Annotated in this window: 19 protein-coding genes; 6 read left to right on the top strand and 13 right to left on the bottom strand. The window is 54.7% G+C overall.

The genetic code is table 11. The features are described 5' to 3' along the window. The first annotated feature begins 82 nt into the window (after positions 1 to 82). Positions 83 to 328, top strand: a complete 246-nt coding sequence (locus tag GO984_RS17445; RefSeq protein WP_157023887.1) for a hypothetical protein — start codon at positions 83 to 85, stop codon at positions 326 to 328. Positions 329 to 1426: 1098 nt separating this feature from the next. On the opposite strand, the gene GO984_RS17440 is transcribed toward GO984_RS17445, so the two are convergent. From GO984_RS17440 to GO984_RS17430, 3 genes are all read right to left on the bottom strand, one after another. Continuing rightward, entirely contained in the window at positions 1427 to 2614 is a 1188-nt protein-coding gene (locus tag GO984_RS17440) for a carbohydrate porin (protein WP_157023886.1), read from the bottom strand. A 65-nt stretch (positions 2615 to 2679) separates the two neighbouring features. Then, positions 2680 to 4062 (bottom strand): metal-dependent hydrolase family protein, encoded by a 1383-nt coding sequence (locus tag GO984_RS17435; RefSeq protein ID WP_157023885.1) that lies wholly within the window; start codon positions 4060 to 4062, stop codon positions 2680 to 2682. A gap of 100 nt (positions 4063 to 4162) precedes the next feature. Next, on the bottom strand, positions 4163 to 5578 hold the full coding sequence (locus GO984_RS17430) for a metal-dependent hydrolase family protein (protein ID WP_209279435.1): 1416 nt from the start codon (positions 5576 to 5578) through the stop codon (positions 4163 to 4165). Positions 5579 to 5734: 156 nt separating this feature from the next. Between GO984_RS17430 and GO984_RS17425 the strand changes: the two genes are divergently transcribed. The 5 genes from GO984_RS17425 to GO984_RS17405 all read left to right on the top strand — a co-directional run bounded on the left by GO984_RS17425 (position 5735) and on the right by GO984_RS17405 (position 11143). Continuing rightward, positions 5735 to 6757 (top strand): helix-turn-helix domain-containing protein, encoded by a 1023-nt coding sequence (locus GO984_RS17425; RefSeq protein ID WP_167740397.1) that lies wholly within the window; start codon positions 5735 to 5737, stop codon positions 6755 to 6757. A gap of 372 nt (positions 6758 to 7129) precedes the next feature. After that, positions 7130 to 7816: an ABC transporter ATP-binding protein gene (locus GO984_RS17420; RefSeq protein ID WP_157023883.1), complete on the top strand. Its 687-nt coding sequence runs from the start codon at positions 7130 to 7132 to the stop codon at positions 7814 to 7816. Further along, a complete protein-coding gene (locus GO984_RS17415) occupies positions 7816 to 9306 on the top strand; it encodes an ABC transporter permease (RefSeq protein WP_157023882.1) in 1491 nt (496 codons plus the stop codon). Before GO984_RS17420 ends, GO984_RS17415 begins: the two co-directional genes overlap by 1 nt. Positions 9307 to 9322: 16 nt before the next feature. Continuing rightward, complete coding sequence (locus GO984_RS17410; protein ID WP_157023881.1) at positions 9323 to 9976, top strand: DUF3299 domain-containing protein; 654 nt, start codon at positions 9323 to 9325, stop codon at positions 9974 to 9976. A 123-nt stretch (positions 9977 to 10099) separates the two neighbouring features. Further along, the gene (locus GO984_RS17405; RefSeq protein ID WP_157023880.1) at positions 10100 to 11143 is read left to right on the top strand and encodes a hypothetical protein; all 1044 of its coding nucleotides are present in this window, start codon (positions 10100 to 10102) and stop codon (positions 11141 to 11143) included. Between the two features lie 437 nt (positions 11144 to 11580). On the opposite strand, the gene GO984_RS17400 is transcribed toward GO984_RS17405, so the two are convergent. The 10 genes from GO984_RS17400 to GO984_RS17355 all read right to left on the bottom strand — a co-directional run bounded on the left by GO984_RS17400 (position 11581) and on the right by GO984_RS17355 (position 21030). Further along, on the bottom strand, positions 11581 to 12276 hold the full coding sequence (locus GO984_RS17400) for an RraA family protein (protein WP_157023879.1): 696 nt from the start codon (positions 12274 to 12276) through the stop codon (positions 11581 to 11583). Beyond that, positions 12273 to 12968: an alpha/beta fold hydrolase gene (locus GO984_RS17395; RefSeq protein ID WP_157023878.1), complete on the bottom strand. Its 696-nt coding sequence runs from the start codon at positions 12966 to 12968 to the stop codon at positions 12273 to 12275. Before GO984_RS17395 ends, GO984_RS17400 begins: the two co-directional genes overlap by 4 nt. After that, on the bottom strand, positions 12965 to 14083 hold the full coding sequence (locus tag GO984_RS17390; protein ID WP_167740396.1) for a cobalamin-independent methionine synthase II family protein: 1119 nt from the start codon (positions 14081 to 14083) through the stop codon (positions 12965 to 12967). The genes GO984_RS17395 and GO984_RS17390 overlap by 4 nt, the downstream gene beginning before the upstream one ends. Before the next feature lie 94 nt (positions 14084 to 14177). After that, positions 14178 to 15143: a cupin domain-containing protein gene (locus GO984_RS17385; RefSeq protein ID WP_157023876.1), complete on the bottom strand. Its 966-nt coding sequence runs from the start codon at positions 15141 to 15143 to the stop codon at positions 14178 to 14180. A 186-nt stretch (positions 15144 to 15329) separates the two neighbouring features. Continuing rightward, the gene (locus GO984_RS17380) at positions 15330 to 16304 is read right to left on the bottom strand and encodes a nuclear transport factor 2 family protein (protein ID WP_157023875.1); all 975 of its coding nucleotides are present in this window, start codon (positions 16302 to 16304) and stop codon (positions 15330 to 15332) included. A 5-nt stretch (positions 16305 to 16309) separates the two neighbouring features. Further along, positions 16310 to 17344 carry a LacI family DNA-binding transcriptional regulator gene (locus GO984_RS17375; protein WP_209279434.1) on the bottom strand — a complete coding sequence of 345 codons (1035 nt, stop codon included), beginning with the start codon at positions 17342 to 17344 and terminating at the stop codon, positions 16310 to 16312. Continuing rightward, positions 17344 to 18108, bottom strand: coding sequence for an SDR family NAD(P)-dependent oxidoreductase (locus tag GO984_RS17370; RefSeq protein WP_157023874.1), 765 nt, complete (start codon positions 18106 to 18108; stop codon positions 17344 to 17346). The genes GO984_RS17375 and GO984_RS17370 overlap by 1 nt, the downstream gene beginning before the upstream one ends. Next, a complete protein-coding gene (locus GO984_RS17365) occupies positions 18108 to 19160 on the bottom strand; it encodes an ester cyclase (RefSeq protein ID WP_157023873.1) in 1053 nt (350 codons plus the stop codon). Before GO984_RS17365 ends, GO984_RS17370 begins: the two co-directional genes overlap by 1 nt. Beyond that, the gene (gene hisD / locus GO984_RS17360; RefSeq protein ID WP_157023872.1) at positions 19157 to 20488 is read right to left on the bottom strand and encodes a histidinol dehydrogenase; all 1332 of its coding nucleotides are present in this window, start codon (positions 20486 to 20488) and stop codon (positions 19157 to 19159) included. The genes GO984_RS17365 and hisD overlap by 4 nt, the downstream gene beginning before the upstream one ends. Then, positions 20485 to 21030, bottom strand: a complete 546-nt coding sequence (locus GO984_RS17355) for an ester cyclase (RefSeq protein ID WP_157023871.1) — start codon at positions 21028 to 21030, stop codon at positions 20485 to 20487. The genes hisD and GO984_RS17355 overlap by 4 nt, the downstream gene beginning before the upstream one ends. Positions 21031 to 21047: the final 17 nt, after the last annotated feature.

Here is a 21047-nt window from a genome sequence, read left to right as displayed (position 1 = left end):
AAAGCTCAGCGAATGGCCGCTGTGCGCCTTTTGCGCCGGATGGTGATGTCTGTTTTGACGACCGCAAGGTTGGGAGGCACACATGCCAATGTGGACAGGAGCGGCCAGTAGAAACATGGCTCGAGTACCAACCGAGAAGCGAAATTCCGAGGATGGCAAAAGTTATCGTTCCATCGAACAGGGAAGCCGCCTTTGGCAGTTTGCAGAAGCCATATCTCGAGCGACTGTGGTCTTTGGTGATCAAGAGGCGGCAGAAAAATGTATGATTGTCTGTGCGCTTGGCTTACGCAATTACCGACCGATAGATCTGTTTGCAACTTCGCCATGAGTGAAGGCTCTCTAACGTCATCCGATACAATTCGACTATGGAGTTTATGGTTGGGGTCACGCGTTGAGACTGAGGTTCATCGGCCTAGAAGCCGTGGTTATCTGATCGGTTAATTCAGTAGCGGTGGGACGGACCTGCAAGCTGATACGATGTTGGACTTGGGGGGTGATTCCCTTCTTGACCTTGGGTTGTTTCATCGCATCTAGGAACAAACGGTCCTTGCCAGCAAGATTGGTCAGGCTATTGATGGTCGCGGCGTTTCCAAATTGAAGCAGAGAATTGAGAGAGTTTTTCTCCAGTGGGCGAAGTACCACCGGGATTTGAGCACCAAACCGGAGCAGCAGAACGATCGCGAACGGAGCTCGAGATTATCCTTGATCTGCTGTTCAGCTGTTACTTGAAAGAGAGGCTTCGGCTGCAAACGGGCTTCAGGCTCAATGCAAGGCTGATCGGACCGGAAGAGGTGATCAGTTTGGTGGAATCGCCGCGTCTAGATCTTTCAGATGAGGTGTGTTTTTCGATCCCGGAAGCTTAGCGCCACCAATAATTCCATCAAAATTGAGACCATGCCGCCTTCGGGCGGCATTTTGTTCGAATTCTAAGAAATTATTCGATGAAATCAATGGGTTTGTGTTCATCAATGGCTATGCAATTGTGGGCCCTATGAAATGTTAAACTAAGCCTAAGTTGCCCAAATGGGAGAGTTAGGCCGGTTTCGCAGGTATAACACACCCAAAAATTGGCGATCCCTTATCTTGCTGGGGTTCGCGAACATCGTCAAACAGTGGTTTGTGAACGTGGATAACCCTTAGCTTAGTTCTGCTGCAGGTGACTGAATTTTGGTTCCGACCAATCTTTCTGCATGAAATTGTATAAGCTCATATCAATTATAAACTCCGCTTCTAATCGCTGGAATATGCAATGAAACGGTACCAACCATAATGGCTCTTTGCTTCATTTAAGTAGTCACCGCTTCAATGTTAATCCCTGGTCAAAAGTGAACAGATCATTGGGGTTGCCATCTTGAAGGGACTACAAAGCCTCCCTGCATTGAAGGACACGCGGGGCTGTGACCCACGAGACGTGTCGCTTTGTTTGTCAGAACACAATCCGCGCCCGAACTCCGGCAATGGTTATACTGCTTTGGCCCGGGTTGTTCAGCGGGTTATGGATGTACTGTAACGAAGGAGTGATCTGCAGGCCTGGGGAAATCGAAAAACGATAGAATAGCTCAGCGGTTGTTTGACTGCCCGGTATGCCTTTTGCCTCGGCCCAGTTCAGGCCTAACCCGCCCAGATCGGTATTTCGTCCGTAGTACCCAACGCCAGCGGACACAGACCGCTCGTAAAGCGCTTCCGTGCCCTTAGAGGCCCCAGCGCGCAGGAAGGGCATCCACTTGTTGTCAATGAACCAGGCTGCTGAAAAGGATGCGCCGTAGTCCTCGGCTCGACTACCATCGGTTGCGGCATCTCCGTGCCACAGTGTCAGGTGGATATTGTCGAAATAGATCCGGTCAAAGCCGCTTGTGTAACCAATCTCGATACTCTTGTAGAGGTCGCCGTCTGAAAAGACGTCTAAGTCAGGGTCTGTCGGATCGGCGTTGGCGTCCGCCACCGCGCCGATGACATAAAAATTGCTACCCAGTTTGGCGCCACCTGCAATCCCTAACCCCTGATTGGGGGCATTGATGGTCGGGTTGGTGTTGAAGGACAGGTTCTGAAATGACGTGTAGGGGCTGACCAGCCCGTAGATATCGGTGAAGTCTGTCACGTCGATTTGACCAACTTGCAGGGTCCACGACCCATCTGCAGCGCGCTGGGTCCAGAACAGGTTGGTCAACATTGTGCCATTGCCGTTAAAAGCTGTTCCGGTGATCGACAGCGCCCCGCCGTTCAGGCCCAAAAACTGCGGAGCGACGACCCCATAGGTGTGGCGGTCTTCGATTTTGAAGGTCAGCGATCCCAGTTCGGTTGCTTGCCAGCTACCATAGAGCCGGGCAATGCCGCCGCTGGCATGACCCTCGCCCATGTTTGAGGTAGAGGACTGGCCAATTGACAGGTAATCGATGTTGAACTTGAACCGCTGTTCGCCCAGTTGATCTTTCCACGCAAACCAACTGGGCGCGATGTTCTTGGGGAAATCCGAACGGTATTGCGGATCAGTCAGCCCGTCGCCGGGGGTCAGGTCGGCCTGGACGGATGACGGGCCACCAAGACCCTGAGCGAAGGTCGATGTGCCAAATGAAAGCGCAGCCAGAAAGAATAGGGCGAGAAAGCTGAAACGCATGAGGGCAAATCCTATCGGAGTTACAGAAAGTTGGCGGCCCCGATCATTAGGCCGCCAACACAGCATCAGTTCAACGTGTTCTTGTAGATGACACCGTCTTTCATGATGAGGGGCATTGTCTCAACGCTGTATGGGCGTATCGGTCCATCGAACCACTTGTCAGATGTTCCCATGACCGAAAAATCCTCCAGTGGGTTACCATCCACCAACAAGATATCCGCATAGGCACCTTCTTTGATCACACCCAACTTGCCGTCAGGGTAGGGGTTCATGAAATCACCAGACAAGGCCACCAACTCGCCACCGGTTGATGTCATCGTCACAAGCGCCGTGTGCGGATCAAAGAAATCAGCATTGAGGAATTTTTCATAAGCGATCTGCTTACTGCAGTCCCCGACGCCGCCGACGCAATCAGTTTGAAAGGCCCGTTTTGCAGGGCATTGCTTCATATTCGGAATGTAATCAACAAAGGCAGCCGACGCGGACTTTGCCTTGCGCAGACTGGCAGGCACAGAATTTACTGCGGGTATATCCAGCAAACCGGGATCGAACGCGGTTAGGTTCGTAGTAATATAGGCACCTTTCTCCTCCATGAGTGCTGAAATTTCGCAGTCAAACATGAAACCATGTTCAATCGACCGCACCCCAGCGTTCAGCGCCGTCATGATGGCTTCTTTTCGATAAGAATGGGCCATCACATAGCTGCCGTATTCATTTGCAACCTGAACAGCAGCTTCGATTTCTTCTTGAGAACCGGCAAGCAATTGCCAGGGGTCAAAGGCCGATACAACACCGCCCGACTGCATAAACTTCAATTGGCTGGCGCCCATGCGAAAGTTGTTTCGTCCGAATTTTTGAACTTCGGCAACGCTGTCAACTTCTTGAGCCATATTTAAACGTCCCATATTGGTCGACTCGCCAACAGGGGAGGTGAAATTTGCGAAATCCGCATGACCGCCGCGGGTACCGATGAAAGCAGCAGACGGATAAATGCGTGGCCCGACGATCGTTCCCGCGTTGACTGCGCGCTGTAATCCGGCGTTCGCACCGCCAGCATCACGCACTGTCGTGAAACCCTGCATCAGGTACATTTCAGACATTTTGACGCCATGGATCGCAAAGTCTTCCCATGTTGTGTTCGCTTCCATGACCGGAAGAGATGGCCCCATCAGCATTAAATGCGCGTGGGCTTCGACCAGCCCCGGCATCAGTGTGCGGCCACCACCGTCAATGATCGTGGCATCCGCCGCACTAATTTCACTGGTTGAGATTGTTTTGATCAAGTTGCCCTCGATCAGAACACTGGCGTTTTTCATCAAGGTTTTACTAGTGCCGTCAAATATGTTGACGTTGGTGAACAGCGTTTGTGCTGGCTCTTCCTGAGCCAGTGTGGCTGTGGCGATCCCCGCAGAGGTGAGAACTGCACCAATAAGCTGTAGGTATTTCATTTTGCTCTCCTGATTGCTGAGCCTTGGAACTCAACTTACGGCAAAGCTGACGGTCGCGTGTTTTTACATGATGTTGCCAGCTTTGCCTTGACCGCGAGTTTTAGTTGTTGCTGGGATAGGCGTTGCGATTAGTTTGCGCTGGCTTGAAAACTGGCGCATTCTCTTCAGGCAACCAGTTCTTGTGGACGATACCATCCTTCATGACAAAGTCGACATTGTCGCGCAGAACGGCGTCGAGGCTCTCTAACGGATTGCCATCGACGAGAATGATGTCCGCGTAGGCTCCTTCTGCGATCACGCCGAGAGAACCATCCTTGTATTTGCTCATCTCGCCGCTCCAACCAAGGACTTCGGCTGCGTTGGAAGTGGCTGTCTGCAGTGTAAACAGGTTGTTGTTCGCGATCTTGTTGAACCAGATCAGGTTTTCGGCCTGACGTCCCACATCAGGGCCAAACATGTCGCCACCGGTTACGATCAACACGTTGTGCTTTATTGCCCACTCAAACATCTGGGTGGCTCCGGCGTTCACCGACACGGCCTTGGCCTTTTGATCGGCCGAGAAGAACGTGATCTGTTCGACCATCTTTGGATCGAAAACCTCTAGCGACATGGTTGCCTGCGCCGAAAGCGCAACACCCTCTTCCGCCATCCGGATGATCGTGTCCTCGGAGACGAGGAAGTTGTGCTCGATAACCCGGACACCTGCGTCGATTGCGCGGTTGACCGAGCGGTCGTGATAGGCATGCACCGTGACATAGGTGCCGTAGTCGCGCGCCACCTCAACGATGGCTTCCATTTCTTCAACGGACATTTGTGTCATATGGATCGGGTCGAATTCGCTGGCGACGCCACCACCGGCCATCACCTTGATTTGCGTTGCACCGCCACGGAGGTTGTGCCGCGCTGCGCGCCGTGCCTCGGTCACACCATCAGTGATGTAGGACCATCCATGCTTCTCCAGATCATCAACGGTTCCTGGCATGTCATTGAAGTTACCGATGTCGCCATGGCCGCCAGTCTGGCTGATGACGCCGCCGCTAGGGAAAATGCGGGGGCCGGGAATGATGCCGTTGTTTACACCCTTGGCGATGCCCAAGACGTTACATCCCGTGTCCCGTGTCGTGGTGAAGCCCTGGTCAAGATAATCAATCAAGACCTGAGAAGTGTATGCGCCTGCCAGCATCTGATCGTAGGCGTCGCGAGCCCACGGAATGCCGTCGCGTAGACATAGGTGCGAGTGCATGTCGATCAGTCCAGGCATCAGTGTGCGGCCTTCGCCATCAACAACAAATGCGCCTTCGGCACTGATTGCGTCACTTGAGACGGTTTTGATCAGATTGCCTTCGACCAGAACCGAAGCGTTTTCAATCAGCCCATCATCGACACCGTTGAAGACATTTACGTTGGTGAACAGAACTTGACGTGGTTCTTCTTGTGCTTGGGCAGACATGGCTAGTAGTGCTGTTGCTGCCGCCAATAGCGTTGTTTTGATTGGTTTAGAACTGACAAAATTCATAACAGTTTCCTCAACTTAAAAACCTACTGTAGCAGCCGTGGATTACATGTCTTGACCATGAATCAACATAATTAGAAAACGTTCTGTGTAAAACTGGACAACATTCAACAACCATCCATGGTATCAGTATGGGACACACAACTTGGAATCCTATCCATGCCCACGTCGCAAGAAGGCTTTATTCGCCTGATCCTCGTAAAGCCTTTTCTCGACTACCTCGAAGAAAAGCGTGTCAATCCGCTCCCTGCAATTCAGGCATTGGGGATCAATCCTGCCCATATCGACGGTCCTCAAATGTCAGTGCACGGCGAGATTATCTATGGCTTGCTCAACACAATGGCCGAACTTTCAAAGGATCCTTATCTGGGCTGTCACGCTGGCGAGCGTATGCAATTCGCGGACTGGCCACCCTATCGCACGGCCGCGCAGAAATCTGGAACCTTGGGCGAATTCTTGACGCGGTTCATTCTGGAAGTTCCACAGCAGTCGAGCTCAGTTAGCCATACCCTGCAGGTCACCAACTCTGAGGCCAGCTATAAGATAAAGCGATTTTTCGAGCCCAATAATTCCCCAGGTCAGGCTGAGGGTTTTGCCGCCAGTCATTACATACGCTTGTTTCAATTGGTGACCGGAGATTTGTGGGTCTCGGAACAGGTGCGTATTGAGACGAGGTTCCCTGAATGCTTGCCTCCTGCCTACTCCGGTGTGCGTGTTGTTCCGCAATCCAACGATGGATTAGTCGTGCGCTTCCCGGCTGAATGGCTTGTCTCAAAATTGAATCTGCGAAGCTTTGAAAACTCTTCCCCAACTGCTCAGCCAGAAGCGTCTACCATTTCTGTTATTGCAGCCTTGCGAAGTGTCGCGCGCTCTTTGATGGCAAGCAGCGATCTGGATACAGACACATTGGCCCAAGCATTGGGGCTGGATTCAGGCAGGTTAACGAATGTCCTGCGCACGCGGAAAACAACTGTAGCCAGCGAGATCCGTAAGCTGCGCGTGGATATGGCAATTGAGGCGTTGGAGGATAGTACTCAGACAATTGGAGATATAGGGGTTTCGTTGGGCTATCCAAACCAGTCGCACTTTACGCGGTTTTTCCGATCTCAGACGGGACAGACACCATCAGAATATCGAAATGCCTATCGGAAATCAGGATCGCAAACTGCGCCAGAAACGTAGAGAAATGTTACACAAGTTTTCGCATCCGGTAAGTCCAATCCGAAGCGATTTCTTTCGCGATGCTGTTGTCAGTTGTTACCAGTGATTATCGCCGTAGAATGGGTGTCTTGCTCTCGTTCAGGCTCGGTAAGCGTGCTTTCTGCCTTTGTGGTTCGACGGCAGCAGGCCATCAACCTTACGGAATTCCCTGTGCAGTTTGCCGGTGTAAATAAGGGTATAGATGATGGCTACAGGTTCTCCGCAACATAGCTCCTGATCCAATTGTCGACGGGGACAGGTTTGGGACCTAAGACTGTGCGATGTTGACAAGCCGAATGCCCCGTAGATAACTGCTTTCAAGCCGTTTTTAGGATCATGTACGGACTGTTTTTTATGACAACCATTGCTCTGAAGTCTCTTCATTATTGCTGGCCTGGTGCATCCACGCCGATACTTGATATCGCCAGTTTCGACCTGCAAAGCCGAGAAAAAGTGATGCTGCGCGGGCCAAGTGGCAGCGGCAAGTCTACGCTACTTTCGGCAATTGCTGGGGTCATTGAGGTCCCTCAATCTTCGGTTCATGTGGCTGGCACCGATATCGGCGGATTGTCAGGCCGCGACAGGGATAGGTTTCGTGTCGATCACTTGGGGCTGATCTTTCAGGTGTTCAATCTGCTGCCCTGGCTGAGCGCAGTGGAAAACGTCACTTTGCCCTGCCGTTTTTCTGCCCGGCGCCGTGACAAAGTGGGGGGTGATCCGACCAAAGCTGCAGAACGATTGTTGGGTGAGCTGGGCTTGACAGACGTCAATCTGCTCAATGGCCCAGCCAGTGCGCTGAGCATTGGCCAGCAGCAAAGGGTTGCCGCCGCGCGAGCCCTGATCGGGTCGCCAGAGGTTGTTTTGGCGGACGAGCCCACATCGGCGCTTGATGAAGAGGCCAAGGGGGCATTTGTTGAGCTATTGCTAAAGGAATGCAACGCGGCGAGTTCGAGTCTGCTATTCGTCAGCCATGATCGAACTCTAGAAAAGCATTTCGACCGGACGGTGGAACTGAACATGCTTAACGGGGGGACGATCTGATGTTGAACCTCTGCCTGAAAAGTTTGCTCAATCGCCGTTTTGTTGCCGGACTGACGGTTCTCAGTATCGCGCTGAGTGTCGCGTTGATCTTGGGTGTGGAACGCCTGCGAACCGAAGCGCGCGCTGGATTTGCCAATTCAGCCTCAGGTGTCGATCTCATCGTCGCGGCGCGCGGCAATGATGTGCAGATCCTGATGGCCACCGTTTTTGGTGTCGGCTCCACTGGTGCAGGCATCAGTTGGGACAGCTATGAGATGGTTGAGGATATGCCCGGTGTTGACTGGACTGTTCCCGTTATGATGGGGGACAGCCATCGTGGATATCCAGTCATGGGCACTACCAAGACGTATTTCGAACGGTTTCGCCATAGCGGCGGCAAACCTCTGACCTTTGCGGCTGGGGCCGCCTTCGATGATCCGATGGGCGCAGTGATTGGCGCGGATGTTGCGCAGGCCTATGATTACGCATTAGGCATGGAGATCGTTAATGCCCATGGGGCCGGTGCGGTTTCATTTGATGTGCATGATGACGATCCGTTTACGATTGACGGTGTCCTGGCGCCAACAGGAACGGCAGTTGACCGTATGGTGTTTGTGTCAATGGAGGGCTTTGACACTATGCACGAAGACGCCATCCCCCAAAATGCGGATCCTTTTGCGAAAGCCTCGAGTTCTGCCGACGACATCGAGCATGAGCCCCATGATGCGCACAGTTCACACGACGCGCACGAAGGACATTCATCTCATGATGGACATGAAGAGCATACCGATGAAGGCGGGCACGAAGAAGGCGGGCACGATGAAGACGGGCACGAGGAGCATCACGCGGAGGAAGAAGGCCACGAAGAGCATGGTGACCACACAGAGGAGAACAGTCACGAAGGGCACACCTCTGAAAGTCACGACGATCATGGCCATGACAGCCACGGCCATGAACCGGGAACAATCAACGCTATTTTTGTCGGGCTAAAAGACAAGTCAGCCGTGCTCTCGGTTCAACGTCACCTGGCAGAATACCGCGGCGATGCACTGACGGCGGTCTTACCAAATGTTGCGTTGCTTCAACTCTGGTCGATAACAGGGACGGCAGAAACTGCTCTGCGACTGATGGCAGGTGCGGTGGCGCTGGCGGGCGTCATAGGCATGGTCGTGATGCTGTCGGCTGCACTGGATGCTCGTCGGCGCGAATTCGCCATTCTTCGGTCCGTGGGCGCAACCCCCGGCAACATTTTTTCATTGATCCTATTCGAGGCCGCACTGGTGCTGCTGGCAGGGATTTTTCTTGGCTATCTTGTGCTGAGCGCGGTCACCTTTGTGGCAAATCCTGTTTTGGCCGCAAATTTTGGCCTTCGTATTAGCTTGGGCCTACCAACTTTTCGTGAGGCCCTTCTCTTAGCGGTCATTTTCTGTTCAGGTCTGATAGCAGGCGCCGTGCCTGCACTTCGGGTGTACCGGATGACGTTGGCCGACGGGCTTTCAATGCGTTTGTAAGCAAGGGATCTAGATCATGAACACCATCAGGATGGCTCTTGCCGCTGCGTTTACAGTTGCCTTTGTTGTTCCAGCTACGGCTCGTGATCTACAAGATATCACCTGGGTGGATCTTCTTCCTGAAGAGCGCCCTTATCACGATCCATTTGCCAAGATGGACTATGATCAGATTAGCGACCTGTCCGAGTTGTATCACTTTGAAGTCATGAGCCAAGGGGACTTGGACGATGCCGCTCGCGCCGAAGTCAAAGCCCTGCGAGCGAGTCTCGAAGAACAAGGGCTGGACCCCGACCAGTTGTTCAAGCAGCGTGAAATTGTCATGAACCAACGCAGGTTGGCCGCGATCGAACCTAACCCTGATGTTGTTGGGAAAAATGTGCGATTGCCAGGGTATCTGCTGCCTTTGGAAATGGTGGATCAAAAAGCGGTCGAATTCCTGCTAGTCCCAACCGTCGGTGCCTGTATTCACACGCCGCCACCTCCGGCTAACCAGATGGTTTTTGTTCGATATGAAGAGGGCTTTGAAGTAGATGGGCTTTATAATCCAGTTTGGATTAGCGGCGAAATGCGCGCCCAAAGCCACTCAAGTGCGCTCTACCTTGTGGACGGCCAAACAGATATTGAAACAACCTATGTTGTAGATGCCGTTTCGGTAGATGCCTATCAATAAGAAAAGGCCGTTGCCCCAGTTGTCTCGATCAAAGGTGGATCTCCAGTGCCAGGCAACGAAAATTTATGACATCCTGTGAAATTTTGATTTCAAAGAGTGCGCGGTTTCGAGCATTGTTGACTTATGCGCAGAACAGTTCTTGTACCTTTTCTTGTTGGTGGTCTGCTGGTGCCTTCGTTAGGCAGCCCATGTGGATTTCACAACTACACCCCGCAACCAACGTTGGTTGACAGGCTTCTTGGCAGTGACGAAATCGTTCTTGCCCGTTCTTCACCGAACAATCCATTTCAGTTCAAAGCATACCAAGCCTTGGCAGGTGATCTTGGATCTTCAGAGATCCCATTTCTTGTCGACAGCAATACCCGCCGACGATTTGCCTTGGACGCCAATACGGCAGTTCTTTTTGCACGGGACGGAGCTTATGGTCCCTGGCAACGTCTTGCCTTTGTCGACGCGGAACTGGCTCCAGTCCTAAGCTCTGTCATGGAGAAGTTGCCTGCGTGGGAGCTTGGAAATGACAACGACCGGTTCAGGTATTTCGCATCCCTTATTGGCCACCCTGATGATCGTATCCACAAATTAGCGCTCCGTGAGCTGGATCAGGCCGATTATAGTGTTTTACAAGGCCTCAACCTTACCATTGAACCACAGCGCTTACTGGTAAGGTTCAACGCGCCGATCGAAACTGAATACAAGGCGATTAGGGTACTGCTTCTTGGCCTTAGTGGCGATGCTCAACTACTTGAATTGCTGGAAAGGGGGGTCGAAAACAGCACCCGGTCCGAAGGGCGCTATCTAGGAGCCTATGCCACTGCCTTGATCGAACTTGCCGGTCCGGATACCGTTACAGATCTTGCCAAGAGCTATCTGACCAACCCTGAAATCTCGTTACTGTCAAAAGAACTGCTGTTTGAAGCAATCGCATTGCATGGCGGATCTGACGATTTAGCCATGGAGACATCGATTTCGAAGGCGGTTAACAGCGTGCTTTGGTTGGACTCAAGGTTGGCAGGCGCCGTCGCACGCCAGTTTGGCTCTAGAAGCAATTGGTCACATCAATCCGTGTTGCAGTTATTGCTCAACGAAGAGACCATACTTGATATGAGAGACAGACAGGAAGTTGCTCAATACCTGGTATTCGCCCAAGAAGCGACAACACGGCCGTAGCAGAATTCCCAACTCTTTCCCCTTCTGGTAGATGTAGCGATGGTTCTCGGCGCCAAAATTTAGGAAATTGACGCAGCCGGGCGTTCACAAATCAGTTTGAACTTTGCAACAGACTTAGCTGGAAGACAACAATCCGTGTAGACCTGACACTACCCAAAATCAGCCCCTGGGTGACGATTAGTCAGCTAGAGTGAGCCCCTATGATTGGGCAGAGTGTGACAACAACGCGAGTCCAACACCACATGACACAGAGCTTCTCAATCACCATCTTTGGTCCACTGAAAGGCTAGTCATGAGGGCAGTTTTTAGGGAGAAGCACAGACCTACACTGGTTCCTCTCCCTTTGATGGCGATGATCGTCCGCCTATAGCTGTTTTGCACAGCGAAGCTTCCTCCGGTGTGAAAGGGCTGCGAGAGTTCGCGGGTTTCCGGAAATGTCAGGTCCGTGATTTCTCAAATTCTGACCAAGCGGTTTCAAAGGACTGGAAATCAAAGCCGTCTTTCACGGCAGCATCTAGTACGATGCGCTCGGTCTGAAGGAGTTTGCGTATAGCGGCCTCGAGTTCGTCGACCACTTCAATGGGAATGACCAGGGCGCCGTGACGGTCGGCGTGAACCAGATCACCCGGGTCTACGGTCAGATGGAACACGGTCACGGGTGTATTGATCTCTTTGACGTGGACAAATCCGTGGCTGGGGCCAATGGATCCGGCAACAACCGGGAACCCGTCGGGCAGATCGCCCAGGTCACGCATGACACCGTTTGTCAGTGCACCAGACATGCCAAAACCTTTGTGCACCGTGGTGTTGATTTCCCCCCAATATGCGCCAATGCAATTGGGGTCGTCGGTGTCCTCAATCACAGCGACCGAAGGGGTAGGGCCTTGCGCCATGTACTTGTAGTAGGACATCCTTCGTTCACGGATCACATCGGGTGCTTCGGTTGGCGGCGACACCGCCGCGATTTTGGCCGTGCGTGCATAGCCGACAATGGCGGGTTCATCCGGGGCGGAGCAGAGCATGGAGCCGCGGGTAAAGGCATTAAATCCTCGTTTGCCTTGGGCGACTTCGATGGCGTTGCAGACAGTCGGCGTGTCGACGCTGCGCAAGAGTTCTAGCAGAGAAGGTGTCATGTGTCCTCGAGCCAGCGGATCAGGGCCGCCGTTGTGATTTCGGGTTGTTCCAGAGTGGGCAGGTGCCCTGCGCCGTCAATGATCTGCAAGCGGCTGTTGGGTAACAGCTTATGCATCATCTCGTGGCGCTCAACTGGACAGAGCTTGTCTTCACGTCCGCAAAGCACCAATGCGGGTCTTTCAAATTGGCGCAGGGTGTCGCACTGGTCGGGGCGGTCGCGTAAGGCGCAGGATTGATTGATAAAAACGTCGGGCCCCAGATCCGTGGCCATTGCCATGCAAAGGTCCAGGATCGCGCCCATGTTGGGGCCATCGGCCAGATAGTTTGGCTTCATCTCGTCACGCATGATCCGGCGCAATTCACCATTTTTGGCAGCTTTGATTTGGGGCGCGCGTCGTGCCTGAACTTCAGGGATTTCGGCCAGCGGGTTGGTGTCCAGCAGGCCAATCCGGTCAACCCGGTCGGGGGCTTGGCGGAGCACCTCCATAGCGAGGATACCGCCCATTGACAGACCTGCCATGGCAAAGTGGGGCGGGGCATAGTTTAGAATTTCTTCCGCCAACGCCTGCATCGTGTCGTGATTGCCGATTGGGGCTGTGATTAGGGGGATGCGCCCCGACAAGGCATCGATTTGCGGCTGAAACAACCGTGCGTCGCACATCATTCCGGGGAGCAGAAGCAAGGGTGTCATTTGGCCAACGCTGCTCCCTCAGAGAGGGCGGAAAGCTTGGCAAAGGCGATGGCGGGATCAATAGCGCCAAACCCGGCAAAGGTGCCAAAGCCACAGTCGCTGCCAGCGATCACGCGGTCGGAACTGACGATTTGTGTAAATTTTTCAATGCGTTGTGCGACCAGCTCGGGGTGTTCAACAAAGTTGGTAGTGGTGTCGACTACGCCGGGGACCAGAATCTTGTCGTCGGGGATTTCAGTTTTGCGATCTCGGAAGACCGTCCATTCGTGGGCGTGGCGCGGGTTTGAGGTTTCAAACAGTACATAGCGGGATTTGGTGGACATCAGGGTTGTGAAAACCTTGTCCATCGGAATATCGCAGCAGTGCGGGCCTTCGTAGTTACCCCAGCAGATGTGAACACGCACGCGGTCTTGGGGAACGTTCTGCAAGGCGTGGTTCAGGGCTTCGACATGCATGTTGGCGACGTTCAGGAATTCGTCGTCGGACAGGTCGTTAAACAACATGTGACGCGACAAGGCCAGGTCGGGGCAGTCCAGTTGCAGATCCAAACCGGCACCGACGATGGTTTCATATTCTTCCTTCATCGCGTCGGCCAAAGCCGCCAGATAGGCCTCGCGGTTGGGGTAGAAATCGTTTTGCAAAAACAGCGAGATAACACCGGGTGAGGCGGCATTCATGAAGCCATGCTCGGCCTCATGTTCGGCCATTGCAGATTTCAGGTTAGTGATGTCTTTTTGCAGCTCGTCCTGTCCCTTGGATCGCACCTCGCCGGTGCACATGGGGCGGGCATACTGGGGCGTGCCGCCGTCGTCGGCTAGGCGTTTCAGAAAGCTGGGAAACATTTTCAGATCGGCAGGCGCGTTGCGGGGGCTGTCGCCGGAAAACCCAGTGTAGCGATCCTTGACGTATGTCGCATAAGAGATCTTGGAAGTTTCGCCATCGCTGACAATTTCAATGCCCGCCGCGACCTGTTTGCGTACGGTTTCGGATACGGCCGAAGTCATGCAGGCATCAAACTCGGCTTGGTCAAATGGCGTTTCATTTTCGCGGGCAAAAATGAAGTCGACGACGTCTTGCGTGCGGGGAAGTGAGCCGACGTGAGTTGTTTTAACCAATTTTGATCTCCTCGTAATCAGGGGGTGATATGCGTGCACAATGTGTACACTCCCCGTGCACCGCCGCAGCGCAGCACGGGGAATAGTTGGTTCGTTAACCCAGCCAGGTTGCGCCAGCAGGATCATCCGTCGCGGTGATCCGGTACAGGCTGGATTCACCTGTCATCGACGGCGTTAGAGCGTAGGATTCACCGGGATTTATCAGGCTGGTGTCGCCGGGATTAATGACGCTTTCACCACCGTCCCAACGCAGTTTCCAATGGCCACGCATCGGCATCAGCACAGTGTGTTGATCCGCGGTGATCATCTCATCCGCGATGGAACCACGGGTCAGGAAATCGATCTCGAAACCGGGGCGGTCTTTGAGCAGGGCGTCGGGGCCGATTACCTTGGCGGGTTTCTTGCCCGCCAGCGCCATCAGATCCCAATAGCGGGCAACATAGCCCGGAATGACATCTTCAGCAGGGACCTCGGGGATGTCTTTCAGTTGCTCTTTGGTCAACAGGGGCATCGGGTTGACGTTGTGGGGCAGGGCGTCGCCCTTTTTGCTGTCATAGAGCACGCCGTTTTCGCCGAGGATCAGCCCATGGGCCTGCGCGTCTTCGATGACCTGAGGCGCCCAAGTCACGCCGCCGCCAGCATCATCGCCGCCCAGAACGGCCATGATCATACCGTAGTCGGTGCCGATGTTTTCAAACCCGCGGAAGATGCCGGTTGGGATGTTGAAGATATCACCTTCTTCGGCAACGAACTCACCCGCGGTGCCATAACGGCCCCAGAAAAACCGCCAACGGCCCTTGAGCACAAAGAACACTTCGGCGGTGGTGTGCGTGTGCAGGCTGTTGCGACATTTAGGGGGCTGGCCAGCAGCGCCGATGTTGAACCCGATCTTGTCGGACAGGTGAACATGCTGGTCTGGGCTCTCAGAAACGCCGCCGCCAATAATGGTGAAGTTTTCTTTTTGGTCGCTGCCCGGAGTATGGGCGTCGATAAAGGCGGTTTTGCAGGGCTGAAGGTCGCCGTAACGAACGATGCGGTCGGTGATGGGTGAAGTGGTCATTTTGAATTCCCTTGGAAAGTAATCTGAACGGGCACAGGTGCCCACGGGCGTTCAGACGGCCCTTCCAGGCGGTCGCAGGTTCAGCCGCTGCGCGCGCAGACTTTGACGGTGCAGGTGATACCGCCGCAAAGCAGTGCTTTGGTGCAGACCAGTGGCCAAAACCTGATATGACCGGGCAGGGTTCACTTATAGATTTCCAGATTGCAGCAGCAGTTGCTTCCAGACCGAGGTTTCATCGAAGATGGTGAATTCACGGCGCAGACCCCATGGGCCGAACTCGGCGTGGGAGATGCCCAACACATAGACGTCGGCTCCGGTTGGTGTGCCAAAGACGCCCCAGCCATCGTGTTTGCCATGCAGCGACCAACGGATCGCAGCGCGTGGTGGCATCATCGGATCGTCACGGCCGATCTGGTGCTCGATCTTGAACTTGGCATTTGGGAAAGAGGCGCGCAGGCCCATCCAAAAGCCATCAACCGAGGCAAAGGAATGACCAGTGACACCGCCGGGGTATTCGGTTTGAACGGCGCGGTCGTATTCCTGCTCAATAATGCCAAAATCGGCGTTCATGATGCGGGTTAGAATATCGGCGTATTTCTGGCCCCATTCATTATTGTTGCCGTTGCCCTTGTAGGGACCTTCAATGTCATTGGCAGGGGTCAGGGGCTGCACGCAGTTTTCCGGACCACCTTCGCTGGTTATCAGGTTGGCGGCGTATTCCTGTGGATCCCAGCCCATCTGTCGAACAATAGCCCCTTGATCGCGGATCAGCCATTCGTCATCAATCGCATTGTTCTTCGCATGGCAGTCGGCCATGATCCGGTAGACCAGCTTTTTGCCAGTGGCCTCGCCATAGACTCCATCGCCGAGGTGCGTTGCTGTGGACAGCAGACGGTGCGAGCTGAGCATGCCGTCTTCGGGGGTGCCCGACCAAATCACGTCCTCACCCAGCAGGGTGCGGTCGGGGAATTCGGCCAGGGTGGCCATGGTGGCGCCGATCACATTCTGGTTGCCGGTGACAACCGACGCAGGCGAACGCACAACGATGTCTTCGCCATAGTAGTGATGTAGCGTGGCGATGCCGCGGTCTTCCCAGATTTCCTTGGTGATGCCGATGATGTAATCGGGGAAATCCTTGAATTTGGGATCGAAGCCTTGCATGGGTCTTATCCTTTAGGTGTCCAGCCTTCGGGCAGCCGTGCCGAACCGCGTACGATGAACGGTCCGTCGATGGCCACGCGTTTAGGGCTGGCGGTCTTGGGGTTATTGATGTGCTCCATCAGAGCAGAGACGGTTTCGGCAACCATCAGATTGGCGCGTTGGCGCATGGTGGTTAGGTTGTAAGCGGGCCAGTCGGCGGGGGGCACGTCGTCATAGCCCACAACCGAGACATCCTCGGGGATACGCAGGCCAAGTTCGAAGCGAATGACATCCATAACGGTTAGCGCCATGTGGTCATTGGCGACAAAGACCGCATCGGGTCGCTGGTCGGCGGGCACATCAAACATTCTACGCCCGGCATCACGGGCGCGTTCGGTGTGGAAGTCACCAACTTCGCGGGCAAAGAGTTCAACACCGGCCTCTTGCAGGTATTCTCGAAATCCAGCCTCGCGGTCACGCTGGGTCGAGGCACCTTCCCAGCCAGCGATGTAGCCGATGCGTTGGTGGTCTCCGGCAATCAGGAACTCGGCCACCTGACGCCCGCCGGCGTGGTTGTCGGATGTGACCGACGAGATGCCTTCTATATCCTGTGAGCGGTTGAACAGAACAATCGGAACCCCGGCCTGCTGGCATCGGGTTGCGATATCTGACGACATCGCAACCGAGGCCATGACGATGCCATCGACCTGATAATCCAGGATTTCATCCATCACGTTGTCGATATTGCCAGCGGTCTGCGAGGCCATGAAAACCAGGACGTGATAGCCTTGTTCTTGCAGGGTGTTGGACAGGATTTCCAAGGCCTCGGGGTAGAAGTGGTTTTCCAGATAGGCAACCACCAGCCCGATGATGCGGCTTTTGCCGGATACCATGGCACGGGCCAGAACATTGGGGCGATAGCCGAGCTCTTCGGCTGCTTTGCGCACCTTGTCGGCGGTTTTTTTCGACACCGATGCACCAGGGGTAAAGACGCGGCTGACGGCGGACTGGCTGACGCCGGCCTTTTCGGCAACCTGGAGGGAGGTGATTTTTTCAGCCATCAGTCTGCTGTCCAACCTCCGTCAATCATCAGGGCGGTGCCGGTCACCATGGCCGAGGCGTCGGAGGCGAGGTATTGCACCGCGCCCATGATGTCTTCGACCTCGCCCACGCGATCCAGTTTGATCTTATCCATGATCCAAGCGGCGCGTTCGGGGTTGTCGAACGTGGATTGGGTCAGTGGTGTGCGGATGAAGGTGGGGCAGATTGTGTTGATGCGGATGCTCTGCTTGCCCCACTCAACAGCCATGGATTTCACCATGCCCTCTAACCCGTGTTTGGTGGCGCAATAAACCGCACGATCAACACCGCCGACATGACCCATCTGGCTGGAGATGTGGATGATAGAACCCGGCTTTCCTGCCTTGACCATGGCCTTGGCCGCGTAGGCCGACAGGAAGTAGGCCGAGCGTAAGTTGACGCTGACGACGGCGTCAAAATCCTCGGGTGTTGTTTCGGTTGCGGGACCGTGGCGGGCTAAACCTGCTGAATTGACGATGATGTCATAATTCCCGGTTTCGATGGTGGCCTGCAGGGCTTGCAGATCATTTTGATCCAACTGCAGGGCCTCGGCGCTCCAGCCTTTGGCCTGCATTGCTGCAACCGTATCAGCCAGGCGATCTGCCCCGCGTGCTGCACAGACCACATGGGCACCGGCATCAGCCAGCGCTACGGCACAGCCCTGACCGATGCCAGATGAGGCTCCGGTTACAAGGGCTGTCTTGCCACTAAGGGTCAGTGAAGGGGGGCGGGGCAGGTCAGTCATCAGCTCATTCCATCAGGGATATCAATGCGCCCTATGTTGCGGGCTTTGTTGAACTCCCGCAAGCGGGCAAAGACATCAACACCCAGTTGGCGATAGGCATCCAAAATATCGACAAGTACCCAGTTTTCCCGGATTTTTCCATTTTCCAATCGCCAGAAATCAAGCGAGCGCATAGTGATCTTCTTGCCCGCAGGCGCGATCCCCAGCCAGCCGTTATGGGTGACGGTCTGAACCATGTTTGGCCAACCGGTGACGGCGGCATATTCACCGTCGCCAAAGAAGTGATAGGTGATCTCGTCCAGATACTGACCACGGTCCGGCATGCCGCCCAGAAACGGGATCTGGTGCCAATTGCGGAACCCTGCATGGCCACGACCAGTACCGATGCCGGATGGGCCATACCAGTTCATGCGCTGGTGCCAGAACCGATCCATCTCCATCACTTCGGGGCCACCCTGCGACGGGTGTTTCTTCAAATGTTCCAGCATGTCGATGATGTGCTGGCAGGTGGCCGCGCCTTTTCCGGCATCATATGGACCCGGTACAAACCCGTCCTGTGTTGCCGGTCCGGGCACATGCCATTCGTGCCCCAAGCTAGGCGACATCGGCCAGGCATTGGCCTGCATCATCACCTCGGGGATGTCCCACAGGGCTTGGAACTCTACGACCTGACCATCGACAACGCGAAAGAACTCGTGAAAGCGCATGACAACCTGATGGCCGGTTGGTGGGATATCCAACCATGGGCCGGTAAAGACACCGGTATAGTAACCTCCGCATCCAACCCAATCGTTGCCGTGCTCGTCTGGTCCTGCCATGACGATGTAATCACGGCGTTCCAGATCGGGCCAGGCTGTTTTCAGATCTGCGTATGCTGTGTTGTAGAAGGCATCCGTTCCAATGCTGTCACCCAGCGGGTGACAGTGGTGGAAGAGTGCATCCGGGGCGCTGATTTCGTTTAGAGCAGCGCGCACGGCTGCTTCGTCAAAGTCATACATCGCCGCACGAAGGGGTGCGATCAGGGCCTTGTTTTCTGTGTGGACGTCGCTCATTCGGCAGCCTCTCGATAAGCGGCGGCTTCGCCATACGGCACATTGATGCCACCATAGCGGCGAACCCGGACGTTACACTGCTCGGCGTGACCCACAAACCCTTCGAGCATACACAGGCGCGAGCCATATTCACCGATCAGCGTTGCGGCCTCATCCGTGGTGACTTTCTGATAGCTGTGGGTCTTCAGGTATTTGCCAACCCAGAGGCCGCCGGTGTACCGGCCAGCTTTCTTGGTGGGCAGGGTGTGGTTGGTGCCAATCACCTTGTCCCCGTTGGAAACATTGGTGCGCGGGCCAAGGAACAATGCGCCATAGCAGGTCATATTTTCCAAGAACCAGTCATCGCGGTCGGTCATGACCTGAACATGTTCGGACGCGATGTCATCAGCGACCTGCAGCATTTCATCATAGCTGTCGCAGACAATGACCTCGCCATAGTCTTCCCAGCTTACCTTGGCTGTTCCGGCTGTTGGCAGAATACCCAGAAGGCGGTCCACCTCGGCCAGCGTGTCATCGGCCAGCTTACGGCTGTTGGTGAGCAGAACACAGGGGCTGTTATAGCCATGTTCGGCCTGACCCAGCAGGTCAGTAGCGCAGAGCTCAGCATCAGCAGCGGTTTCGTCAGCGATCACCATGGTTTCGGTTGGCCCGGCAAATAGGTCGATGCCGACGCGGCCAAACAGCTGGCGCTTGGCTTCGGCAACAAAGGCGTTACCGGGACCAACCAGCATGTGAACCGGATCGATGGTTTCAGTGCCAATTGCCATGGCACCGATGGCCTGAATGCCACCCATGACATAAATCTCATGCGCGCCGCCCAGATGCATGGCGGCGATCACCGCAGCATTGGGTTTGCCGTTGAACGGTGGGGTGCAAGCGATGATGCGGGGCACACCCGCGACTGAGGCGGTGGCAACGGACATATGCGCCGAGGCGACCATCGGGAATTTACCGCCGGGAATGTAGCAACCCACGGATTGCACCGGGATATTCTTATGTCCCAGGATCACGCCGGGCATGGTTTCGACCTCGATATCCAGCATCGAATCCCGCTGCGCCTGTGCAAAATTACGCACCTGTTCCTGGGCAAACTTGATGTCCGCCAGTTCGCGATCTGTGAGCGAGGCGATCAGTTCGTCAATCTCGTCTTGGTTTAGACGAAACGAAGCTGGCGAATAGGTGTCAAACTTCTCGGACAGGTCGCGCACTGCCGCATCGCCACGGGTCTTGATGTCCTTTAGCGTTGCTTCGACCACCGCGCGGGTTTTGGCGTCATCTTCGGCCCGGTCTGCTTCGGGTTTGCCGCGTTTTAGATATTCGATGGTCATGTGACTTGTCCTTGGTTGGTCGGACGCGGAGCTGTTTTCTCTCCGCGATCAAATGCTTCCCAGCCTTCGCCGTTGAACAGATCAACGCCGAGCTGGGCGGCGACATGGGCAAAGTCCACGTTCACCCAGTTGTCGACGATCTTGCCGTCAACGACTTTCCAGAAATCCATGTAGCGGATCTCGATCCGCTTGCCGGTGGGGGCGATGCCTAGGAATTCACCTGAATGGGTGGCCTCCTGACGGCCAAAGGCTGCAGCCCATTCCCCCATGTATAGGCGGGCCTCATCAATGCAGGTCTTGTCGGAAAACGCTGCCTGAAATGGGCGCTGCCAGTTGTCCTGGAACTCTTGCAGGCCCGTTTTGGTGCCGCAGCCCTGGTTTCCCATCCAGCGAAATCCGTCTGAGAAGAACTCGCCGATGTCACTGATGCGGTGGTCGTTCAATCCGTCCACCATGTCTTCGATAACCGCGCGGGTGGCGTCGGTTTTGCTAAGGTCTGTGTCGCGGGTCAGGACCGCTTGTTCGGGGCGAGAACCTTTCATGAGGTTTTCCTTTTTCA

Origin of the sequence: Parasedimentitalea huanghaiensis (assembly GCF_009753675.1) — a bacterium.
Taxonomy (GTDB): Bacteria; Pseudomonadota; Alphaproteobacteria; order Rhodobacterales; family Rhodobacteraceae; genus Parasedimentitalea; species Parasedimentitalea huanghaiensis.
This window is presented reverse-complemented; position numbering and strand designations above follow the sequence as displayed.